This is a genomic window from Ruegeria sp. CI5 (assembly GCF_056536885.1).
The window spans coordinates 256,296-274,929 of sequence record NZ_JBQFQN010000003.1 but is presented as its reverse complement, the minus strand read 5'-3'; the positions used below and the strand labels follow the sequence as shown (position 1 = coordinate 274,929).

Here is an 18,634-nt window from a genome sequence, read left to right as displayed (position 1 = left end):
CCATGCCCAACCCAACCGCTGCAATGCTGGTGATCGGGGATGAAATCCTGTCCGGCCGAACCCGCGACGCCAACATGCACTATCTGGCGCAGGAGCTGACCAAACACGGCATCGATCTGAAAGAGGTCCGCATCGTCAGCGATGACGCACCCGCAATCGAGGCCGCCGTCAAGGCGCTGTCGCAAGGCTATGACCATGTGTTCACCAGCGGTGGCATCGGCCCCACCCATGACGACATCACCGCCGATTGCATCGCCCGCGCGTTCGGGGCGCATATCGATGTGCGCGACGATGCCCGCGCCCTGCTGCAGGCGCATTACGACCAATCGGGGTTGGAGTTGAACGAAGCGCGCCTGCGCATGGCGCGCATCCCTGACGGGGCAGCGCTTATCGAAAACCCGGTTTCCACCGCGCCAGGTTTCACACTGGGGAATGTCCATGTGATGGCCGGCGTCCCATTGGTTTTCCAGGTGATGGTGGCCAGCGTGTTGCCCACCCTGACCGGAGGAAAACCGTTGTTGTCTCAGACCTTGCGGGTCAACCGGGGAGAAGGTGACATCGCGGCGACCCTTACCGCCGTGGCCGAGGAATTCGGCGATGTGTCGATCGGGTGTTACCCGTTCCAGATCAACGGCGTCTTCGGGGCCAATGTGGTTGTTCGGGGCACTGACGGGTCGCGTATCGATGCGGTCACGACGCGACTGGCCAAGGAGCTTGGCCTGTGACGGTAGACTGGGCGGCAGTTGTCGATGGCACATGGCCCGCCGCAGGGTATGAGCAATTGGGTCCGTTTCTGCTGCGCGAAGGGCAGGGGGGCGGCTCGCGCGTGTCGGCGGCCAGCCGTATCGGCCCGGTCACCCCGCCGGATATCGACGCGGCCGAGGCGGCCATGCTCGCGATGGGCCAGAAACGCATCTTTTGCCTGCGGCCGGGTGACAAGGCACTGGATGATATGCTGGCCGCGCGGGGCTATGAGATCCTCGATCCGGTCAACATCTATGCCTGCCGGGTCTCACGGCTGACGGACCAGCCGGTCCCGCCGGTCACGGTGTTCTGCCTATGGGAGCCGTTGGCGATCATGCGCGAGATCTGGGCCCAAGGTGGCATCGGGCCCGCCCGGCTGGCCGTGATGGAACGGGCAACAGGTCCGAAAACCGGACTGTTGCTGCGTCACCGCGATCAACCGGCCGGCACCGCTTACGTCGCCATATATGATGGTATCGCCATGCTGCACGCGCTTGAGATCGTACCCGCCCACCGCCGGCAGGGGCTGGGCCGCTGGGCAATGCGCGCCGCGGCCTTTTGGGCGCTGGACAATGGCGCGCATACCCTTAGCGTGATCTGCACCAAGGCCAATACCGGCGCCAACGCGCTCTACCACTCTCTGGGGATGGAACGCGTCGGAGAGTATCACTATCGCCAGCTGGTCTGAGAGGAGACAGACGTGACCGATCGAGACATACCCACCGCGCTTGACCTGCCAATGGTGGATCCGCTGCCGCCCGAGACTCAGAAATACTTCGATATCTGCGTCGAGAAGCTGGGCATGGTCCCCAACGTGCTGAAGGCAAACGCCTTTGACATCGACAAGCTGAACGCGTTCACGGGCATGTATAATGACCTGATGCTGGCGGACAGCGGGCTCAGCAAGCTGGAACGTGAGATGATCGCGGTCGTGGTCTCGTCGATCAACCGGTGCTTCTATTGCCTGGTTGCCCATGGTGCCGCCGTGCGTCAGCTGTCAGGTGATCCCAAGCTGGGTGAAATGCTGGTGATGAACTACCGTGTGGCGCCTCTGGATGCCCGTCAGCGCGCGATGCTGGACTTCGCTGCCAAGATGACCACAGCCAGCGCCGAGATCGAGGAACCGGACCGACAGCGCCTGCGCGATGCGGGGTTCGCCGACCGCGACATCTGGGACATCGCAAACGTTGCGGGCTTCTTCAACATGTCGAACCGGGTCGCCAGTGCCACGGCGATGGTGCCCAATGACGAGTATCACGCGCAGTTTCGATGATCCGATTTGCTGTCCTTCTTTTCTGTCTGATCGCGGGTCCTGTGGCGGCGCAGGACCTGTCGCTGCCGGCGAGCGCGCGACAAATCAGCCAGCGCGTCAGCCCGTTGGACAGCTACCAATTGCCGACCGGCCCGTTTGCAGACAACGCCGTTCCCGCGCGCACGGTCGAAGGCCGGATCGAGCGCACCACATGGCGCTTGCAGGCCGGATCCAGCACGACGCTGCAGATCCTCGACCCGCTGCGGGATCAGCTCAAGGCGCAGGGTTTCGAGATCGCTTTCGAATGTGAGGCCCGCACTTGCGGCGGGTTCGACTTCCGCTTTGGAACCGAGGTGGTGCCGACGCCCGACATGTATGTGGCAATCAATGACTATCGATTTCTGTCAGCCACTCGTGGAGCCGAAGCCCTGACCTTGCTGATCAGCCGAAACCAGCCCGACGGGTATGTGCAGATGATCCGCGTCACTCCGAAGGGTAAGACCCCACCGCCGCTGGTGGTCGAGGAAACGGTGATTGGCGGCGACGGGCTGGTTGCCAGCCTTGTACGGGATGGACACGTGATACTCGGCGATCTCAGCTTTGAGACGGGCGAGGTCGCCTTGGGGGCCGGGCCATTCGAGTCGCTGGGCCTGCTGGCTGGCTACCTGGCCGAAACCCCCGGCGCGCGGCTGGCGCTGGTTGGGCACACCGACGACACCGGCGACCTGCAGGCTAATATCGAGGTCAGCACACGCCGCGCCCAGGCTGTCCGTGCGCGATTGATCGAGGCACATGGAGTGGCCGAAGACCGCGTGCAGGCGCAGGGTGTCGGCTACCTCGCCCCGATCGTTTCGAACGCCACCCCGGAAGGGCGCGAACAGAACCGCCGGGTCGAGGCTGTTCTGCTGTTGAACTGACCACAAAAAAGCCCGCGCAATTTGCGCGGGCCGGTCAGTCTTCACTGGGAGGTCTTACCAATCCATCGGACCTTTTTCGGCAAAGGACTCGACAAGGAAATCAATGAACGCCCGCACCTTGGGCTGGGTGAACCGGCCCGGCGGGTACACCGCATAGACACCCTGAACCTCGTCCGGCAGCGACGGCATCGCGTCGACCACCTGGCCGGATTTTAGCGCGTCCGCGTAGAGATAGCTGGGCAGATAAGCGATTCCGAGGCCCGAGATCGCCGCATTCAACAGGGATTGACCGTCGTTCACGCTCAGCCAACCGGCCGTGCGCACCTGCCTCTTTTCGCCCGAGGGCGCGGTCAACTTCCAGACGTTGCCCGAGGACTGACTGGAGTAATGCAGCAGCTTGTGTTCGTTGAGATCATCGATCTTTGCCGGGCGCCCGAACTTCTCTATATAGCTGGGGGCCGCAACCATGCGTTTGACCGTTTCGGTCAGCTTGCGGGCGCGCAGGGTGCTGTCTTCCAGCTCGCCGATGCGCACGGCCACGTCGAAACCTTCGGAAATCAGTTCGACATAGCGATTGTTCAAGACCATGTTCACGGTGATGTCGGGATAGGCCGCCAGGAAACCGGACAGAACGGGCGACAGGTGGTTCACCCCGAAATCAGTGGCCACACTGATGCGCAGCAGACCTGAAGGTGCCGATTGCATCGACGTCACCAGCGCGTCGGCTTCGCCTGCATCATTCAGCACACGGCGTGCGCGGTCGTAATAGGCCAGCCCGATCTCGGTCGGTGACACGCGGCGCGTCGTGCGGTTCAGCAAACGTGCGCCCAAGCGGGCTTCCAAGCTCGACACGTGCTTTGACACGGCTGATTTGGAAATGCCCATCTTTTTGGCCGCGTCTGTGAAACCACCTTGGTCCACCACGTTGGCGAAGGCCTCCATTTCTGTCAGTCGGTCCATTCTCGTTCCCCAGGTCGTCTGTTCGTTGACCGACCATCGCCTCCAATCTGGGCGGAAACTGGGCAGACATGGGATAATATCAGGGTTTTGAATCGGATCGTTTGCGCTTCGGAAACGCGGAAACAGTGGTTTCCCGCCTGCATCCGCCCCCTGTTTGCGTGTTCTTTTCTGGTAATTTCTCGCAACGTGCTAAAGTCAGAATGGCATTTTTGTGACCAGGGAGGAGATCATGAAAGCCATTCTAGCAACTATTTTTTGCCTGTTTGCCCCCTTGGCCTGGGCCGGAGGGGAGACGCCATCGAACCCGGACGCCGAGGTCTATTTCGTCAACCTGTCGGACGGCGACACGGTAACGTCGCCGGTGACGGTGGTCTTTGGCCTCCGCGGTATGGGCGTTGCGCCAGCCGGGACCGAAAAGGAAAACACCGGCCATCACCATTTGCTGATCGATCGCCCCCCATTGGGTCAGGGTGAGGACGGAGCCGACGAACTGGCCTATGGACTGCCGGCTGATGACAACCACCTGCACTTTGGCGGTGGTCAGACCGAAGTCACGTTGGAGCTTGCCCCCGGGACGCACACGTTGCAACTGGTCCTGGGCGATGCGGGTCATGTGCCTCACGCGACGCCGATCGTTTCCGAGGTGATAACGATCACCGTGGAGTAACCCGTACCGACCAACCGCAGCGCCGGGACCAACCCGCCGACAGCGGCGGGACGGTTTCGGTTTGATTGCATGTGCTTGCCTCGCCTATACACGATCCCGATCAGGGGCGGAGCCATGGTATTTGAATGAACGTTGTTTTTGGGGTCGACCGGAACTTTCTGTATCCCGCATTGCTGTCGGCCTATTCCGTGGTCAAGAACGCCAGCCGGCCTGTTGACGTTACCATTTTCGGTCAGGATTTCACCGCACAGGACATCGCAGCCGTCGAACAGCTGGACCGCGCCGTCGACAACGGCACGGTCCGCTATCGGGAGTTCCAGTCCGAGACGCTCGGCCGATTTTCAGAGTTCAAGACGAAATACCCGAAAATCACGCTGCTGCCGTTGTTTCTGCCAGACTTCTTTTCGGGCCGGTGTCTGTTCATTGACGCCGACACTCTTGTGCTGGGCGATGTCTGCGAGTTGCAGGATCTCGACATGAATGGCCACGGGATCGGGGCCTGTGTCGACATGGGATTGGTCACCTTGGGCGAAGGCCGCTTTCTGCGCCCATCCCTTCAGACAGTTCTGAGGCCGGGGCACGAACACCAAAAGTCGGTGACGCGCGTTTTGCGCAGCATCCGGTTGGGCTTTCTGCCCGGCGAGAACTACTTCAATGCGGGCATCCTTCTGATGGATTGCGAAGCGATCCGGAACTCACCCGCAGGCAAGGAGCTGGGCGATTTCGACAAGCTGATCCCGCATATCCACGACCTGCCCGAGCAGGATCGGATGAACCAGATTTTTGCGGGCCAGTGGCTCAGACTTCCTCAGCAGTGGAACACGCGGCCGCAGATTTGGTACGACGCGCACAGTCCGAAATTCCGGCATACCTCTGCCGAATTTCGAGACCAACTGAAACAGGCAAGCCGAAACCCGAAGATGTGGCACTATATCGGGGGCAAGAAGCCCTGGCGCGCGAAGCCAGCGTCACAAATTCTTCTGCGCCGCGCCTTTCGGGACTACCAGGAATACCTGGTACTGTTCGAGGACGAGACAGGTCTGACTTTTTGCGTTTAAGGCGGGGAATTGGCTCAACTCTCAAAAAAGCCACCCGCGCATCGTTCGGGTGGCTTTCTTTTGTCTGGGTATTCTCGCCTTGGGGCAGTGGACGGAACGGGTCTTCCCTAAAGTGCAGCGGCCAGCCGCGTGCCCTGGTTGATCGCCCGCTTGGCATCCAGTTCCGCGGCCACATCCGCGCCGCCGATCACATGCGGGGTGATCCCGCGTTCGATCAGTGCATCGGCCAACGACCGCTCGGGCACCTGTCCGGCACAAAGGACAATCGTTTCGGCTTTGATAACCGTCGGGTCCGCGCGCTCTTCTCCGAATGAGACATGCAGCCCCTCGTCGTCGATGCGCTCGTAGTTCACGCCGCCCACGAAGTTCACATCCTTCATCTTCAGCGTCGCGCGGTGGATCCAGCCGGTCGTCTTGCCCAGCCCCTTGCCATGCGCCTGCTTCTTGCGTTGAAGCAGCGTGACCTGCCGCTTGGGCGCCTCGGGCTGCGGGCCTTCGGGCGCCAGGCCCGAGCGGTGTTGTTCAGGGTCGGCGACGCCCCATTCCTTCATCCACAAGGGCAGGTCGGTGGTGGGCGAGTGGCCTTCCTCGAGCAGGTATTCCGACACGTCGAAGCCGATGCCGCCGGCGCCGATCACGGCCACCGATTTGCCCACCGGGGCCTTGTCGCGCAGCACGTCGATATAGTTCACGACATTGTCGCGGTCCTCGCCGGGGATCTGCGGGTCGCGCGGGTTGACGCCGGTGGCGATAACCACCTCGTCGAACCCGGCCAGATCGTCGGCGCCAACCGCGCGGCCCAGTTCCACAGTGACGCCCAGCGTGTCCAGCATGGTGCGATACCAGTCCACCAAGCCCCAGAACTCTTCCTTGCCCGGCACCTGCTTGGCCATGTTCAGCTGGCCGCCGATCTCGTCGGCCTTGTCGAACACGGTCACGTCATGGCCGCGTTCAGCCGCCGTCATCGCGGTGGACAGGCCCGCCGGACCCGCGCCCACGATGGCCACGCGCTTGGGCGCGGCGGCCTTTTCGATCACCAGCTCGGTCTCGTGGCAGGCGCGCGGGTTCACCAGGCACGATGTCAGCTTGCCGCTGAAGGTGTGATCCAGGCAGGCCTGGTTGCAGGCGATGCAGGGCGCGATCTTGGCCGATTCACCGGCTATCGCCTTGGCCACGAAATCCGCATCCGCCAGCATCGGCCGCGCCAGCGAGACCATGTCGGCGCAGCCGGTCGACAGCACTTCTTCGGCGACTTCGGGCGTGTTGATCCGGTTCGAAGTGATGACCGGAATCCCCACCTTGCCCATCAGCTTCTTCGTCACCCAGGCAAAGGCCGCGCGCGGGACGCTGGTGGCAATTGTGGGAATCCGAGCCTCGTGCCAGCCGATGCCAGTGTTGATGATCGTCGCCCCGGCCTTCTCGACCGCTTGCGCCAGCTGCACCACCTCTTCATGGGTCGAGCCATTGGGCACAAGGTCGATCATCGACAGGCGGTAGATGATGATGAAATCGGTGCCCACCGCCGCGCGGGTGCGGCGCACGATTTCTAGCGGCAGGCGCATCCGGTTCTCATAGGACCCGCCCCAGCGGTCGGTGCGCTTGTTGGTATGGGTCACCAGGAACTGGTTGATGAAATACCCCTCGGACCCCATGATCTCGACCCCGTCATAGCCCGCCTTCTGGGCCAGCACGGCGGCGTTCACGACGTCGCTGATCTGCTTCTCGATGCCCTCTTCGTCCAGCTCGTTGGGGGGGAAGGGCGAGATTGGTGACTTCACCGGGCTGGGGGCCACACATTTCGGGCCATAGGCATAGCGGCCTGCGTGCAGGATCTGCATGGCGATCTTGCCGCCCGCCTGATGCACCCGGTCGGTGACGACAGAATGATTGGCCACATCCTTGTCGCTGGCCATCATCGCCGCCCCCGGCAGGACCGAGCCTTCGAGGTTCGGTCCGATGCCACCCGTCACCATCAGCGCCACGCCACCACGTGCGCGCGAGGCGTAGAATTCGGCCACCCGGTTCCAGTCGCCGGTTTCCTCCAGCCCGGTATGCATCGAGCCCATCAGGACCCGGTTCTTCAACGTGGTAAAGCCCAGATCCAGCGGGGCCAGCAGGTTCGGGTACGCAGTCATCTTGAAACTCTCCCTCAATTCGGGGCCGACAATCGCGCCGCACCGCGCCGGTGTCACGCGAAACCTGACGTCACCCCCTTTGCCGCCGCTTTGCCAGTTGCTACAGCTTGGCCAACCACATCGCGAGGCCCGCCCATGACCCCAGAACAGATCGCCAAACTGCCTTATCGCCCCTGCGTCGGCCTGATGCTGATGAACGATCAGGGCAAGATCTTCGTCGGCCAGCGCAACGACCGCTTCGAGGACGCCTGGCAGATGCCCCAGGGTGGCGTGGACGAGGGCGAATCTCCGCGCGCGGCGGCCCTGCGCGAATTGCAGGAGGAAATCGGCGTCACCCCCGACCTCGTGGAAATCGTGGCCGAGACCGACGGCTGGCTGCCCTACGACCTGCCGCATGACATCGTGCCCCACATCTGGAAGGGCCGCTTCCGCGGGCAGGAGCAGAAATGGTTCCTGCTGCGGTTTCTAGGAACCGACGACCAGATCGACATCGAGACCGACCACCCCGAATTCACCTGCTGGAAATGGCAGGACCCCGACCGCCTGATTGCCGAGATCGTACCCTTCAAGCGCGAGGTCTACGAGCGCGTCATGGACGCTTTTCGTGGGTATCTGCGCTAAAACAGGCCGCCGCAACTCCGAGCCGGGGTGACGGCTCAGGCATTCTGTTTTGCATAGACAGGCGTACCGTCGGGCTCATAGCTGACGACGCCCGGTTCCCACCACCAGATCGGGTTTGCCTTGAAACTGTCGCGCGCATCCAGCCGGTCGAGCAGCGCCGAAACCTTGCCGTAACGGTCCAGCTTCAGATCCACCCCAAGCGGCCGGGCCTGCACGAAACGCACATGGGCGGCCAGAAAGATGTCCTGCATCGACAGGTAGCCCGGCACGAATCCGTCCTCGCCGGGCAGCCGTTCCTCCAGCCATCCCAGGATGTGGGCCAGCTTCTCGGCCGACCGCTGCAGATGCGCGTTCTGGTCCACACTCACCCCGGACCATTTCATTTGCGAGATGGTCGTGGCCGCGTTGCCGAAGGTCTGGATGGTCGAAAACACCAGCTTGTCCTGCCACTGCGCGTCTCCGGGCCGAAAGGCAAAGGGCGCCAGCTTGGGCGCGGCCTCCGGCCTGTCCGGATAGGTCGCCAGAAGGTATTCGACGATGGTGCCGCTTTCCCACAGCACGAGATCGCCGTCCCAGAATGTCGGCACCTGCAATGTCGGAGTTGCCTGCGCGCGTTGCTCGGCGCTGGGCGTGGTGATCTCCTCTCGCCTTTCGTAATCCAGCGAAAGTTCGTCCAGAACGATCCTGACCGCCCGTGCAAATGGCGATCCCGTCGTGAACAGCAGCGCTCTCATGACAGCCTCCCATTTTTGGTGCCCAAAGCATAGCGACGTTCGGGCCAAGCCCGCCAGAAAAATCGGTAGGGCGATCAGGCTTCATCCAAAGGGTCGAACGGCAAGTCTTTTCCCGGAGAGAAGCGCGACAGGCCCGCTGGCGCAAACCAACCCGTCCTCGCTTGGCAACTCTGGCGGGTTGGTATCCGGGTGCCGCATCGCCGAGATCGTGCCCTTCAAGCGCGAGGTCTACGAGCGGGTGATGGAGGCGTTCGGGGGGTATTTGGGGTAACCTAGCCCCCTGATCCGAGCCTAGTGTCGAGGTACACTTTGTGAACGACAACATCCTTCGGGACGGCCAACAAGCGCCCAAACTTTAGATTAATCAAAGTGCAGGAAGGACAGTTGGGTCCGCAACATTTCCTACGTTTTGGAAATCTGCTTCGACACAGATTTCGACACCACCGCCAGCTTGGCCGTAGAGTGGGACGGATGCCCCAGCTCTAAACCGTACTCCGGCAGGCGCTCGCAGTTCCCATCGATAGGTTGATGGTGCTACGTTCGGGAGTGCATAGCGCCCTACTGCGGAAAGCCCAGTTGGCACAAACGGAACTTCGGAAGGCGGGAACCCATACAAGCCTCCACCAACGGTTACCTTTCCACTGTGAGGATCGATGTATCGGCTCTTGGGGAACGGTTCCGCCCTGAAGAGGACCATCACATCGTTCGTTGTTCCGCCGAACGGAAGGTGCCCATGCACCACAGGACGCCCATTTTTTGTCAAGATCGGCTTGGGCCCTCGAGGGGTCTTAGTTGGATCAAATGGATCCAGTGTGAATCGGCTAGCTAATTCCGGTGGGGCAGGTTTGATATCTTGATAGTCGGCTTGCTCAAGCCCTTTACACCAATTGTCGAACATTTCGATCTGTTCTGCCAAAGACAGTGAATAGCTATCGAGTACTTTCCTCTCGTTTCCAAGCCACTGCTGCCCAGACAGTATCCTGACGCTCTCAAAAAGGTCCTCATCCAGTCCGACGAGTATTGTCCCTCCGAGCACAAGCGATAAGGTCTCATCCTTTCCACTGGTGACGATGTGATATCCCATTGACACTTCGGGTTTCCTCGAGAGCATCTCTTTGAATACCGAATCCGGTATGAAGCGCACTGCCATTATAGAATCCCTATCGTTATTAAAAATGAATTCGAAACCATTACCGATCGCTAATTCCAGATGAATCAAAAAAAGCTTTTGAAATCTATCAACTAAAGAGCGTTCGTTGGTAGAAAAGTGCCGGTTTTCGTGTCCTTTTGTCCCAATAGTCTCTGAACCGGAGGCTATTCATGGTCATTGTCGATAAAGCATCGGAAGATTACTGCTGCCGCACCACGAGTGCAATACTGCGCCGTCGCCACCAGCGCCCCTCAAACCAACCCTTCTTCCCGCAACAACTCCAGCACGTTGGTATCCGGCCGCGGGCCGATGTGGCTAATTACTTCTCGGGCGCAGACGTTGCCCATTCTGGCGCAGGTTTCATAGTCGCGGCCCGTCGCCATGCCGAACAGGAATCCGGCGGCGAACTGGTCGCCCGCGCCGGTGGCGTCCACCGGCACCACTTTCTCGACCGGTACGTCAATGCGCGTGCCGTCGTGTAGAACCGTCACCCCGTCGCCCGAGCGGGTGCAGACCACCAGCGGGCAGATCGCCGCCGTGCGCCGCAGCGCCTCTTCCAGGTCGTCGGTCTCGAACAGCGATTTGATCTCGGCCTCGTTACCGATCACGAAATCCAGCTCATGTTCGATCAGCAGCAGGAAATCGGTGCGGTGACGCTCGACGCAGAACGGGTCGGAAATGGCGATGCCGGTCTTGCCGCCGCCGTTGCGACAGTCGCGCGCGGCCTCAAGGAAGGCGGTCTTGCCCTTCTCCTTGTCGAACAGATACCCCTCGAGGAACATGATCTGGCTGTTGCCCGCCACCTCGGCCGGCACGTCCGTCGAGGACAGTTCCGACGAGATGCCCAGATAGGTGTTCATCGACCGTTCGCCATCGGGCGACACGAAGATCATCGAGCGCGAGGTCGGCAGCTCGCCCCCCGGCACGGGCGGGTTCACGAAATCCACGCCGTCCTCGTTCATCGCATCGGCATAGAACCGGCCCAGCGCATCATCATGCACCCGCCCGATGAAGGCCGCGTCCAGACCCAGCGCTCCTGCGCCCGCGATGGTGTTGGCCACCGACCCGCCCGGCGTCTGCACCCGGTTTTCCATGGCCGCATACAGCACCTCGCCGCGTTCCCGTTCGATCAGTTGCATGATGCCCTTCTCGATTCCCATCATCTCGAGAAAGCTGTCGTCGGCCTGAGAGATGACGTCCACAACGGCGTTGCCGATGCCGGTCAGGTGATAGGTTTTCATAGGGTCTTGTCCTCGAATTGGCACAGGTCGCGGATCAGGCAGGTGCCGCATTGCGGCTTGCGCGCCTTGCAGTGGTACCGGCCGTGCAGGATCAGCCAGTGATGGGCGTGAAGCTGAAAGTCCACGGGAATATTGTCTTCGATGGCGCGTTCCACGGCATCCACATCCTTGCCGGGGCAGATACCCGTGCGGTTGCCGACGCGAAAGATATGGGTGTCCACCGCCTGCGCCGGGTATCGCCACCACATATTCAGCACCACGTTCGCGGTCTTGCGCCCGACGCCCGGCAGCGACTGCAGTGCGGCGCGCGAGTTGGGCACCTCGCCGCCGTAGTCCTCGACCAGGATGCGCGACATCTTGATGACGTTCTTGGCCTTCTGGCGGAACAGGCCGATGGTCTTGATGTGCTCGATCAACCCCTCTTCGCCGAGGTCGAGCATCTTCTGCGGCGTGTCCGCGATCTTGAACAGCGCGCGGGTGGCCTTGTTGACGCTCGCATCGGTCGCCTGCGCCGACAGCGCCACGGCGACGACCAGTGTGTACACGTTCACATGCTCAAGCTCGCCCTTGGGTTCGGGGTCGGCTTGCTGGAACCGGGTAAAGATCTCGCGGATCGTGTGATAATCAAGCTGCTTTGCCATCCGGGCCTTAATGCCGCCCGCGGTGCCGGGTGACAAGCCCAAAGCCCGCTGCACCGCCAATGCGCAAGTTTCGGGTCGCACGGTCGGGCCCGGCGCGGCTAGGATGGGACAAGCCACAGCAAGGTGAATGCCATGAACGTCCAGACATCCGAATCCGGTTACCACTACAACGTGATGCGGCGCGCGATCGATCTGATCGACCAGGGCGGCGAGTCGCTGTCGCTGGAAGAACTGGCCCGCCAGATGGATATGAGCCCCGCCCATTTCCAGCGCCTGTTCTCGCGCTGGACGGGCGTGTCGCCGAAACGCTACCAGCAATATTTGACGCTCGGCCATGCCAAGGCGCTGCTGCGCGAGCGGTTCACCACGCTGGAGACCGCGCACAGCGTCGGTCTGTCCGGCAGCGGCCGCCTGCACGACCTGTTCCTGAAATGGGAGGCGATGAGCCCCGGCGAATATGCCCGCAAGGGGGCCGGGCTGACCATCTATTGGGGCTGGTTCGAAAGCCCCTTTGGCCCGGCGCTGGTGATGGGCACGGCCAAGGGCATCTGCGGCATGGCCTTTGCCGCCGAGACCGGCGAAGAGGCCGCGATGCAGGACATGCTGTCGCGCTGGCCCCTGGCGGAATACGTCGAGGATCCGATGCGCCTGCGCCCGTGGGTCCTGTCGGCATTTGGCGCGGCCAGCGACCGGCTGGAGCCTACGCCGCTGTACCTGATCGGCTCACCCTTGCAGATCAAGGTGTGGGAGGCGCTGATGCAGATCCCCTCGGGCCAGGTGACGACCTATTCCCAGATCGCGCAGGCCGTGGGCACGCCGCAGGCGGTGCGGGCAGTGGGCACGGCGGTGGGCCGCAACCCGGTCAGTTGGCTGATCCCCTGCCACCGCGCGCTGCGCAAATCGGGGGGGCTGGGCGGCTATCACTGGGGGTTGCCCGTCAAACGCGCCATGCTGGCCTACGAGGCGGCGCAGGCCGATGCCTGATTGACTTGGGGTCTCGCGCCTGCCAAAAGGCGCGCAGGTTCGGGTCTCCTGCCGCTCGCGGCCCTTTGGCTTTGGTGAAACCCGGTTCAAACCACATCTGTTGCCCTTTCCCGGCGCGCGGATGGCAAGGCGAGCCCCGTCCAATACTCGCGCCCGTTTCTGGAAACGAGGCAAGACATGACACAGATCCGAACCATCGCCCCCGTGGGCGAGCTGAAAGTGCAGGCCAAACGCCTGCGCGAGAAACTGCGTGGCGCCGGCGTGGCCCTGAGCCATGCGCAATCGCTTGAGATGATCGCCCATCAGCACGGCGCGCGCGACTGGAACACGTTGCACGCGATGGCCGGAAACCGGCTGCACCTGAAGGTCGGAGACCGCGTGCGGGGCACCTATCTGGGCCAGCCCTTCACCGGGGAAATCCGCGGCCTGACGATGCTGGGCGACGGCGCCCAGCGGCGGATCACGCTGCAGTTCGACACCCCGGTCGACGTGGTGACCTTTGACAGCTTCTCGGCCTTTCGCCAGCGCGTCAGCGGTCAGATCGGCTGGGACGGTCGGTCAGCTCGCCATACGTCGAACGGCGAGCCACAACTGGTGGTGCGTCCGGCCTGACGCAAACGGGGCAAGGTGCCTGTCCGCGCCTTGCCCCGCATTTTGAACTTTCCTGTGCCGGGGTTATTCCGGGGTCCAGCCGCTGACGGCCTTGACCTCCAAAAAGTCCTCCAGCCCCCAGACACCGCCTTCGCGCCCGTTGCCGGACTGTTTCATGCCGCCAAAGGGCGAACCGGCAGCGCGCGATTGGCCGTTCATCTCGACCATGCCCGAGCGCAGGCGCCGCGCCATGCGGTTGGCGCGGGCGCCGTCCTGCGTCTGAACATAGTTGGTCAGGCCATATGGCGTGTCATTGGCGATCTCGATGGCCTCTTCCTCGGTGTCGAAGGGGATCATCGTCAGGACCGGGCCAAAGATCTCCTCGCGCGCGATGGTCATCTGGTTGTTGGCGTCGGCAAACACGGTGGGGCGCACGAAATAGCCTTTGTTGAAGCCTTCGGGGCGACCGGGACCGCCGGCGACCAGGCGCGCACCCTCGTCGATGCCTTTCTGGATCAGGGCCTGGATCTTGGTCCATTGCAGCTCGTTCACGACGGGGCCGATATGGCGGCCTTCCTGCATCGCCGGGCCCACGGTGACCTTGCCCGCCACCTCGGCCGCGGTTTCCACCGCTTGGTCATAGATCGGGCGCTGTACCAGCATCCGGCTGGGCGCGTTGCAGCTCTGGCCGGTGTTGTTCATCATGTGCAGCACGCCGCGCTTGACCGCCTTGTCATCGGCATCGGCAAAGATCACGTTGGCACCCTTGCCGCCCAGTTCCAGATGCACCTTCTTGAGCGTGTCGGCGGCGTTCTTGGAAATCGCCGTGCCCGCACGGGTCGAGCCGGTGAAGCTGACCATGTCGACGTCGGGGTGGCCCGAAAGCTGAGTACCCACGCCGGCCCCGTCCCCGTTCACCAGGTTGAAGACACCGGCGGGGAAGCCCGCCTCGTGCATCATCTCGGCAAAGATCATCGCGTTCAGCGGGCTCTGCTCGGACGGTTTCAGAATCATGGTGCAGCCCGCGATGGCCGCCGCGCCCACCTTGAGCGTGATCTGGTTCATCGGCCAGTTCCACGGGGTGATCAGCGCGGCAACGCCGACCGCCTCGTAGATGATCCGATCATTGGGGGCGTGGTCGCCCAGGGGGCGCTCGAACTGGAAATTCTTGGCTGCTCGAATGAAATTCTTCAGGTGCCATATCCCGGCGCCCACCTGCTGGGTGCGCGACATGTCGATCGGTGCGCCCATCTCCATCGACATCGCCTGCGCGAGGTCTTCGGCGCGGGTGGGGTAGATCTCGATCAGCTTTTCCACCAGCGCGATGCGCTCTTCGACCGGCGTGGCCATCCAGCCCGGCAGCGCCGTCTTGGCCGCCGCCACGGCCGCGTCGGTATCGGCCTGACCGCCCAGAGAAATCACCGTGCAGGACTCCTCGGTCGAGGGGTCGATAACATGGAAATCATTGGCTTGGCTGGGGGCGACCCACTGGCCGTTGATGTAAAAGTCGCGTTTCTCGATCATGGCGTGTCCTCTTGATCCGCATTCATTCGACCGCGCGGTCGGTTTTCCCGGGCACTCTGTCACTGCGGCCCCCTTGGGGCAAGGCAATTCTGGAAATTTGATCAAATTATTGATCGCACGTTTTTTGCCCCTGTGCCACATCAATGGTTTAACCTGAGGGCAAAGTGATTAGGTTTGCACCAACCGACTCGGGTTTTCACAGGAAAGGAGATGCATCATGGGTTTGCGCATCAACGATACCGTCCCCAATTTCACCGCTGAAACGGACCAGGGCACCATCCAGTTCCACGACTGGATCGGCGACAGCTGGGCGATCCTCTTCTCGCACCCCAAGGATTTCACTCCGGTCTGCACCACCGAGTTTTCGGCCGTGGCGCAGTTGAACGACGAATGGGCCAAGCGCAACACCAAGGTGATCGGTGTTTCGGTCGATGGGGTCGAGGACCATAAGAAGTGGAAGAAAGACATCGAGGCCTATGGCAAGGCCAACCCCGGCTTTCCGATCATCGCCGATGACGGACTGGCAGTGTCCAAGGCCTTCGACATGCTGCCCGCCGATGCATATCTGCCCGACGGCCGAACCCCGGCGGACAGCGCCACGGTGCGCTCGGTCTTCATCATCGGGCCGGACAAGCAGTTGAAACTGTCGATGACCTATCCGATGACCGTGGGCCGGAATTTCGCCGAAATTCTGCGCGCGCTGGACGGCCTGCAGATGAGCGCCAAGGGCGTGGCCACTCCGGCCAACTGGGTGCCGGGCGAAGACGTGATCATCCCGCCGTCGGTTTCGAATGACGAAGCCAAGGAGAAGTTCGGCGAGTTCGAGACGATCTTCCCCTATTTGCGCAAGACCAAAGCGCCGAGCTGACGCAAAGAAGGGGCGGGGCGCATCACGCCCTGCCCTGTTCCGCATTGAACGTCCTCAGGCTTCAAACGCCTCAAGCACTTTCCTCGCAACCGCAGCGGACGAAGCCGGGTTTTGCCCTGTGATCAGTTTGCCGTCCTGCACCGCGTGAGGTTGGAACGGCTCCACCTTGCTGAACTGTGCGCCCCGGTCCTTCATCGTATCCTCGACCAGCAAAGGCACGATATCCGTCAGGCCGACGGCGTCTTCTTCTTCATTCGTGAAGCCGGTGACGGTACGACCCTTGACCAGCGGCGACCCGTCCGTGGCCTTGGTGTGCGCAAGAACGATCGGGGCGTGACACACGGCGCTGACCGGTTTCCCGGCCGACCAGAACGCCTCGATCAGATCAACCGATTTCTCATCCGACACAAGGTCCCACAGCGGCCCATGCCCACCGGGATAGAAGATCGCGTCATAGTCCTGGGCGTTCACCTCGGACAGTTTGACCGTGTTGGCCAATGCTGCCGTCGCTTCGGGGTCGGCCTCGAACCGGCGGGTATCGTCGGTCTGGCTGTCGGGTGCGCTGCTTTTGGGGTCCAGCGGCGGCTGCCCGCCTTTGGGCGAGGCCAGCGTCAGTTCCGCCTCGGCATCCTTGAACACGTAATACGGAGCGGCCAACTCCTCGAGCCAGAACCCGGTCTTTTCTCCGGTGTCGCCCAGCTGGTCATGCGATGTCAGGACGATCAGAATTTTCTTTGCAGTCGAAGCCATGTGTTTTCTCCTAGTTCGGCCGGTACGCCCGGCCCGTGTCTTGTGTGATCGGGATATATGGCTGTTGCCGCTTGTTGATTAGTGTCGAATTTGGCAAAGCATTATTGCTGACATGTAATAATGAGGTTGCGAAATGGCGCATTGGGACGGGCTGGAAGAATTCCTGATGGTGGTCGAGACGGGCGGCTTCACCGCTGCGGCCCGGCGACTTGGGGTTTCGGCCAGTCATGTCTCGCGCCAGGTCGCCCGGCTTGAGGATCGTTTGGGCGTCAAGCTTTTGGCGCGCTCGACCCGCGTGGTGCGCCTGACCGACGCCGGACGCGACTATCACGCGCGGGTGACCGGGCTTGTGGCGGGTCTGGAAGAGGCGAACCAGTCGGCGGCAGGGGATCGGGCCCAGATCGCGGGGCGCATTCGCGTGTCGGCCGCCGGGCCATTTGCGGAACAGTTCGTGGCACCGGCATTGGCCCGGTTTGCAAGCCTGCACCCCAAGCTCTCGGTTACGATCGACTTCAATTCGCGCCTTCTGAACCTGACCGAGGAGGGCTTCGACTTTGCCATCCGCTATGGCCAATTGACGGAGAGCGGGCTGATCGCGCGGCGGCTGGCGACCCGACGGATGGTCTGCGTTGCCGCGCGCGGCTATCTCGACCGGCACGGAAGGCCGACCCATCCGGCCGACCTGCGGCATCATCAGTGCCTGATCACCAACAATGATCGGTGGGTATTCCGCGACCCCGGCTCGGGCGACCCGATCGAGGTTCGGGTGCATGGCCGGTGGCAGGCCAACAACCCGCACGCCGTTCTTTCTGCCGCGCGGCAAGGTCTGGGGGTCATGTACGCGCCCGAGATTTTTCTGGGCGCGAAACGCCCCCCTGAGCTGGAGCCGATACTGCAGGGGTACGAAGACCCAAGCCGTGCGAGTTGGATCGTCTATCCTGAGCGTCGTCATCTGCCGCTGCGTGTGCGCCGGGCGATGGATTTCCTGGTCGAGGAACTGGGCGACGCGGTGCCCGACTAGGCGGGACGCTGCGGATGCAGGTGCAGTTGCGCGCGATAGGTAGCCCGCTTGAATTCGCGGGTCAGCTTGTCGGTCAACGGCGGTTTCGTCTGGATCGTCGAGCCGCCGATTTCACGGGCCACTTCCTGATTGCCGCTGCCCAACAGCGCGTGGACGGGCTGGCCCGTGATCCAGTGCATCTGCAGGAACGTGTCCACCGGGCGGTCAATGTGGTCGGTGGCCGCCAGCAGACGTTCCGCCGCCTTCCGTCCCACCACCTGACAGACGCATTGCAACCCTATGACCTTGGGCAGGATCAGACGAAGGCCGTCGCGCTCAGCTAGGTTCTGGGCTGCGGTTTCGCGCTGCTTGACCGGGATGCGGATATAATGGTCAGGGGTCGCGATCGGGCGTAGCAGATCCAGCGCCGCCGACATCCGGTCGGGATCGACGCGCAGATCATCCTCGGCGGTGATTGCCAGGTCGATCCCTTCGTCGACCATCTTGCGCCAGATCCGGCGGTGGCTTTCGAAGACGCCGATCTCGGCCGGGCGCAGGGTGAACGGGTAGCGTGGGCGATGCAGGTTGCCCGGGTGCAGCGTGACCCCAGCAATCTGCGCCGGATCACGCCCGTTGACCGCTTCGATCAGTTCGGCATTGGGCAGGTCGGCGCAGAGCTGCTCGGCATTCGGTCGGCGCGCGGTGCTGGAGGACATATGGATGACGAAGGATCGCATGGTGTCGTGCATAGAACAGGGGTGCCGCCCGGGAAAGGCCCCGGGAAACAAAAAAGACCC

Annotated in this window: 20 protein-coding genes; 11 read left to right on the top strand and 9 right to left on the bottom strand. The window is 62.3% G+C overall.

Going from position 1 to position 18,634, the window contains the following annotated elements; genetic code table 11:
- Positions 1 to 2: 2 nt before the first annotated feature.
- From ACR0BA_RS12055 to ACR0BA_RS12040, 4 genes are read left to right on the top strand one after another with little or no spacing between them, the layout of a single operon-like run.
- A complete protein-coding gene (locus ACR0BA_RS12055) occupies positions 3 to 725 on the top strand; it encodes a competence/damage-inducible protein A (RefSeq protein ID WP_480728134.1) in 723 nt (240 codons plus the stop codon).
- A complete protein-coding gene (locus ACR0BA_RS12050) occupies positions 722 to 1,432 on the top strand; it encodes a GNAT family N-acetyltransferase (RefSeq protein WP_480728133.1) in 711 nt (236 codons plus the stop codon). The genes ACR0BA_RS12055 and ACR0BA_RS12050 overlap by 4 nt, the downstream gene beginning before the upstream one ends.
- A gap of 12 nt (positions 1,433 to 1,444) precedes the next feature.
- A complete protein-coding gene (locus tag ACR0BA_RS12045; protein ID WP_480728132.1) occupies positions 1,445 to 2,017 on the top strand; it encodes a peroxidase-related enzyme in 573 nt (190 codons plus the stop codon).
- Positions 2,014 to 2,913 carry an OmpA family protein gene (locus ACR0BA_RS12040; protein WP_480728131.1) on the top strand — a complete coding sequence of 300 codons (900 nt, stop codon included), beginning with the start codon at positions 2,014 to 2,016 and terminating at the stop codon, positions 2,911 to 2,913. The genes ACR0BA_RS12045 and ACR0BA_RS12040 overlap by 4 nt, the downstream gene beginning before the upstream one ends.
- Positions 2,914 to 2,967: 54 nt before the next feature.
- On the opposite strand, the gene ACR0BA_RS12035 is transcribed toward ACR0BA_RS12040, so the two are convergent.
- On the bottom strand, positions 2,968 to 3,873 hold the full coding sequence (locus tag ACR0BA_RS12035; RefSeq protein WP_093964122.1) for a LysR family transcriptional regulator: 906 nt from the start codon (positions 3,871 to 3,873) through the stop codon (positions 2,968 to 2,970).
- A 229-nt stretch (positions 3,874 to 4,102) separates the two neighbouring features.
- Here ACR0BA_RS12035 and ACR0BA_RS12030 point away from each other — a divergent pair, with 229 nt between their 5' ends.
- Positions 4,103 to 4,540 carry a DUF4399 domain-containing protein gene (locus ACR0BA_RS12030; protein ID WP_170341071.1) on the top strand — a complete coding sequence of 146 codons (438 nt, stop codon included), beginning with the start codon at positions 4,103 to 4,105 and terminating at the stop codon, positions 4,538 to 4,540.
- Between the two features lie 125 nt (positions 4,541 to 4,665).
- Positions 4,666 to 5,598 (top strand): glycosyltransferase family 8 protein, encoded by a 933-nt coding sequence (locus tag ACR0BA_RS12025; RefSeq protein ID WP_480728129.1) that lies wholly within the window; start codon positions 4,666 to 4,668, stop codon positions 5,596 to 5,598.
- A 107-nt stretch (positions 5,599 to 5,705) separates the two neighbouring features.
- On the opposite strand, the gene ACR0BA_RS12020 is transcribed toward ACR0BA_RS12025, so the two are convergent.
- A complete protein-coding gene (locus tag ACR0BA_RS12020) occupies positions 5,706 to 7,733 on the bottom strand; it encodes an FAD-dependent oxidoreductase (protein ID WP_480728127.1) in 2,028 nt (675 codons plus the stop codon).
- A 135-nt stretch (positions 7,734 to 7,868) separates the two neighbouring features.
- On the opposite strand from ACR0BA_RS12020, the gene ACR0BA_RS12015 reads away from it, so the two are divergent.
- Positions 7,869 to 8,354 carry an RNA pyrophosphohydrolase gene (locus tag ACR0BA_RS12015; protein WP_480728126.1) on the top strand — a complete coding sequence of 162 codons (486 nt, stop codon included), beginning with the start codon at positions 7,869 to 7,871 and terminating at the stop codon, positions 8,352 to 8,354.
- A gap of 35 nt (positions 8,355 to 8,389) precedes the next feature.
- On the opposite strand, the gene ACR0BA_RS12010 is transcribed toward ACR0BA_RS12015, so the two are convergent.
- From ACR0BA_RS12010 to nth, 4 genes are all read right to left on the bottom strand, one after another.
- Complete coding sequence (locus ACR0BA_RS12010) at positions 8,390 to 9,088, bottom strand: glutathione S-transferase family protein (RefSeq protein WP_480728124.1); 699 nt, start codon at positions 9,086 to 9,088, stop codon at positions 8,390 to 8,392.
- A 364-nt stretch (positions 9,089 to 9,452) separates the two neighbouring features.
- Entirely contained in the window at positions 9,453 to 10,238 is a 786-nt protein-coding gene (locus tag ACR0BA_RS12005; RefSeq protein WP_480728122.1) for a hypothetical protein, read from the bottom strand.
- Positions 10,239 to 10,489: 251 nt separating this feature from the next.
- Positions 10,490 to 11,479 (bottom strand): adenosine kinase, encoded by a 990-nt coding sequence (locus tag ACR0BA_RS12000; RefSeq protein WP_480728120.1) that lies wholly within the window; start codon positions 11,477 to 11,479, stop codon positions 10,490 to 10,492.
- Complete coding sequence (gene nth, locus ACR0BA_RS11995; RefSeq protein WP_480728118.1) at positions 11,476 to 12,120, bottom strand: endonuclease III; 645 nt, start codon at positions 12,118 to 12,120, stop codon at positions 11,476 to 11,478. Before nth ends, ACR0BA_RS12000 begins: the two co-directional genes overlap by 4 nt.
- A gap of 132 nt (positions 12,121 to 12,252) precedes the next feature.
- Between nth and ACR0BA_RS11990 the strand changes: the two genes are divergently transcribed.
- Both ACR0BA_RS11990 and ACR0BA_RS11985 read left to right on the top strand, forming a co-directional pair.
- Entirely contained in the window at positions 12,253 to 13,104 is an 852-nt protein-coding gene (locus ACR0BA_RS11990) for a bifunctional helix-turn-helix domain-containing protein/methylated-DNA--[protein]-cysteine S-methyltransferase (protein ID WP_170364127.1), read from the top strand.
- A 177-nt stretch (positions 13,105 to 13,281) separates the two neighbouring features.
- Complete coding sequence (locus ACR0BA_RS11985; RefSeq protein ID WP_170341087.1) at positions 13,282 to 13,716, top strand: glyoxalase superfamily protein; 435 nt, start codon at positions 13,282 to 13,284, stop codon at positions 13,714 to 13,716.
- A gap of 63 nt (positions 13,717 to 13,779) precedes the next feature.
- Here the strand turns inward: ACR0BA_RS11985 and ACR0BA_RS11980 are convergent, their stop codons facing one another.
- Entirely contained in the window at positions 13,780 to 15,219 is a 1,440-nt protein-coding gene (locus tag ACR0BA_RS11980) for an aldehyde dehydrogenase family protein (protein WP_480728116.1), read from the bottom strand.
- A 217-nt stretch (positions 15,220 to 15,436) separates the two neighbouring features.
- Between ACR0BA_RS11980 and ACR0BA_RS11975 the strand changes: the two genes are divergently transcribed.
- On the top strand, positions 15,437 to 16,087 hold the full coding sequence (locus ACR0BA_RS11975) for a peroxiredoxin (protein ID WP_480728115.1): 651 nt from the start codon (positions 15,437 to 15,439) through the stop codon (positions 16,085 to 16,087).
- 54 nt (positions 16,088 to 16,141) lie between these two features.
- On the opposite strand, the gene ACR0BA_RS11970 is transcribed toward ACR0BA_RS11975, so the two are convergent.
- Positions 16,142 to 16,837 carry a type 1 glutamine amidotransferase domain-containing protein gene (locus ACR0BA_RS11970; protein WP_480728113.1) on the bottom strand — a complete coding sequence of 232 codons (696 nt, stop codon included), beginning with the start codon at positions 16,835 to 16,837 and terminating at the stop codon, positions 16,142 to 16,144.
- A 133-nt stretch (positions 16,838 to 16,970) separates the two neighbouring features.
- Here ACR0BA_RS11970 and ACR0BA_RS11965 point away from each other — a divergent pair, with 133 nt between their 5' ends.
- Positions 16,971 to 17,858 (top strand): LysR family transcriptional regulator, encoded by an 888-nt coding sequence (locus ACR0BA_RS11965; RefSeq protein ID WP_480728112.1) that lies wholly within the window; start codon positions 16,971 to 16,973, stop codon positions 17,856 to 17,858.
- On the opposite strand, the gene ACR0BA_RS11960 is transcribed toward ACR0BA_RS11965, so the two are convergent.
- On the bottom strand, positions 17,855 to 18,586 hold the full coding sequence (locus ACR0BA_RS11960; RefSeq protein WP_480728110.1) for a glycosyltransferase family 25 protein: 732 nt from the start codon (positions 18,584 to 18,586) through the stop codon (positions 17,855 to 17,857). The genes ACR0BA_RS11965 and ACR0BA_RS11960 overlap by 4 nt on opposite strands.
- Positions 18,587 to 18,634: the final 48 nt, after the last annotated feature.

Coding starts and splice junctions, on each gene's coding strand:
- ACR0BA_RS12055 (WP_480728134.1), top strand. CDS start 3: ATGCCCAACCCAACCGCTGCAATGCTGGTGATCGGGGATGAAATCCTG.
- ACR0BA_RS12040 (WP_480728131.1), top strand. CDS start 2,014: ATGATCCGATTTGCTGTCCTTCTTTTCTGTCTGATCGCGGGTCCTGTG.
- ACR0BA_RS12035 (WP_093964122.1), bottom strand. CDS start 3,873: ATGGACCGACTGACAGAAATGGAGGCCTTCGCCAACGTGGTGGACCAA.
- ACR0BA_RS12030 (WP_170341071.1), top strand. CDS start 4,103: ATGAAAGCCATTCTAGCAACTATTTTTTGCCTGTTTGCCCCCTTGGCC.
- ACR0BA_RS12025 (WP_480728129.1), top strand. CDS start 4,666: ATGAACGTTGTTTTTGGGGTCGACCGGAACTTTCTGTATCCCGCATTG.
- ACR0BA_RS12020 (WP_480728127.1), bottom strand. CDS start 7,733: ATGACTGCGTACCCGAACCTGCTGGCCCCGCTGGATCTGGGCTTTACC.
- ACR0BA_RS12015 (WP_480728126.1), top strand. CDS start 7,869: ATGACCCCAGAACAGATCGCCAAACTGCCTTATCGCCCCTGCGTCGGC.
- ACR0BA_RS12010 (WP_480728124.1), bottom strand. CDS start 9,088: ATGAGAGCGCTGCTGTTCACGACGGGATCGCCATTTGCACGGGCGGTC.
- ACR0BA_RS12005 (WP_480728122.1), bottom strand. CDS start 10,238: ATGGCAGTGCGCTTCATACCGGATTCGGTATTCAAAGAGATGCTCTCG.
- ACR0BA_RS12000 (WP_480728120.1), bottom strand. CDS start 11,479: ATGAAAACCTATCACCTGACCGGCATCGGCAACGCCGTTGTGGACGTC.
- nth (WP_480728118.1), bottom strand. CDS start 12,120: ATGGCAAAGCAGCTTGATTATCACACGATCCGCGAGATCTTTACCCGG.
- ACR0BA_RS11990 (WP_170364127.1), top strand. CDS start 12,253: ATGAACGTCCAGACATCCGAATCCGGTTACCACTACAACGTGATGCGG.
- ACR0BA_RS11985 (WP_170341087.1), top strand. CDS start 13,282: ATGACACAGATCCGAACCATCGCCCCCGTGGGCGAGCTGAAAGTGCAG.
- ACR0BA_RS11980 (WP_480728116.1), bottom strand. CDS start 15,219: ATGATCGAGAAACGCGACTTTTACATCAACGGCCAGTGGGTCGCCCCC.
- ACR0BA_RS11975 (WP_480728115.1), top strand. CDS start 15,437: ATGGGTTTGCGCATCAACGATACCGTCCCCAATTTCACCGCTGAAACG.
- ACR0BA_RS11970 (WP_480728113.1), bottom strand. CDS start 16,837: ATGGCTTCGACTGCAAAGAAAATTCTGATCGTCCTGACATCGCATGAC.
- ACR0BA_RS11965 (WP_480728112.1), top strand. CDS start 16,971: ATGGCGCATTGGGACGGGCTGGAAGAATTCCTGATGGTGGTCGAGACG.
- ACR0BA_RS11960 (WP_480728110.1), bottom strand. CDS start 18,586: ATGCACGACACCATGCGATCCTTCGTCATCCATATGTCCTCCAGCACC.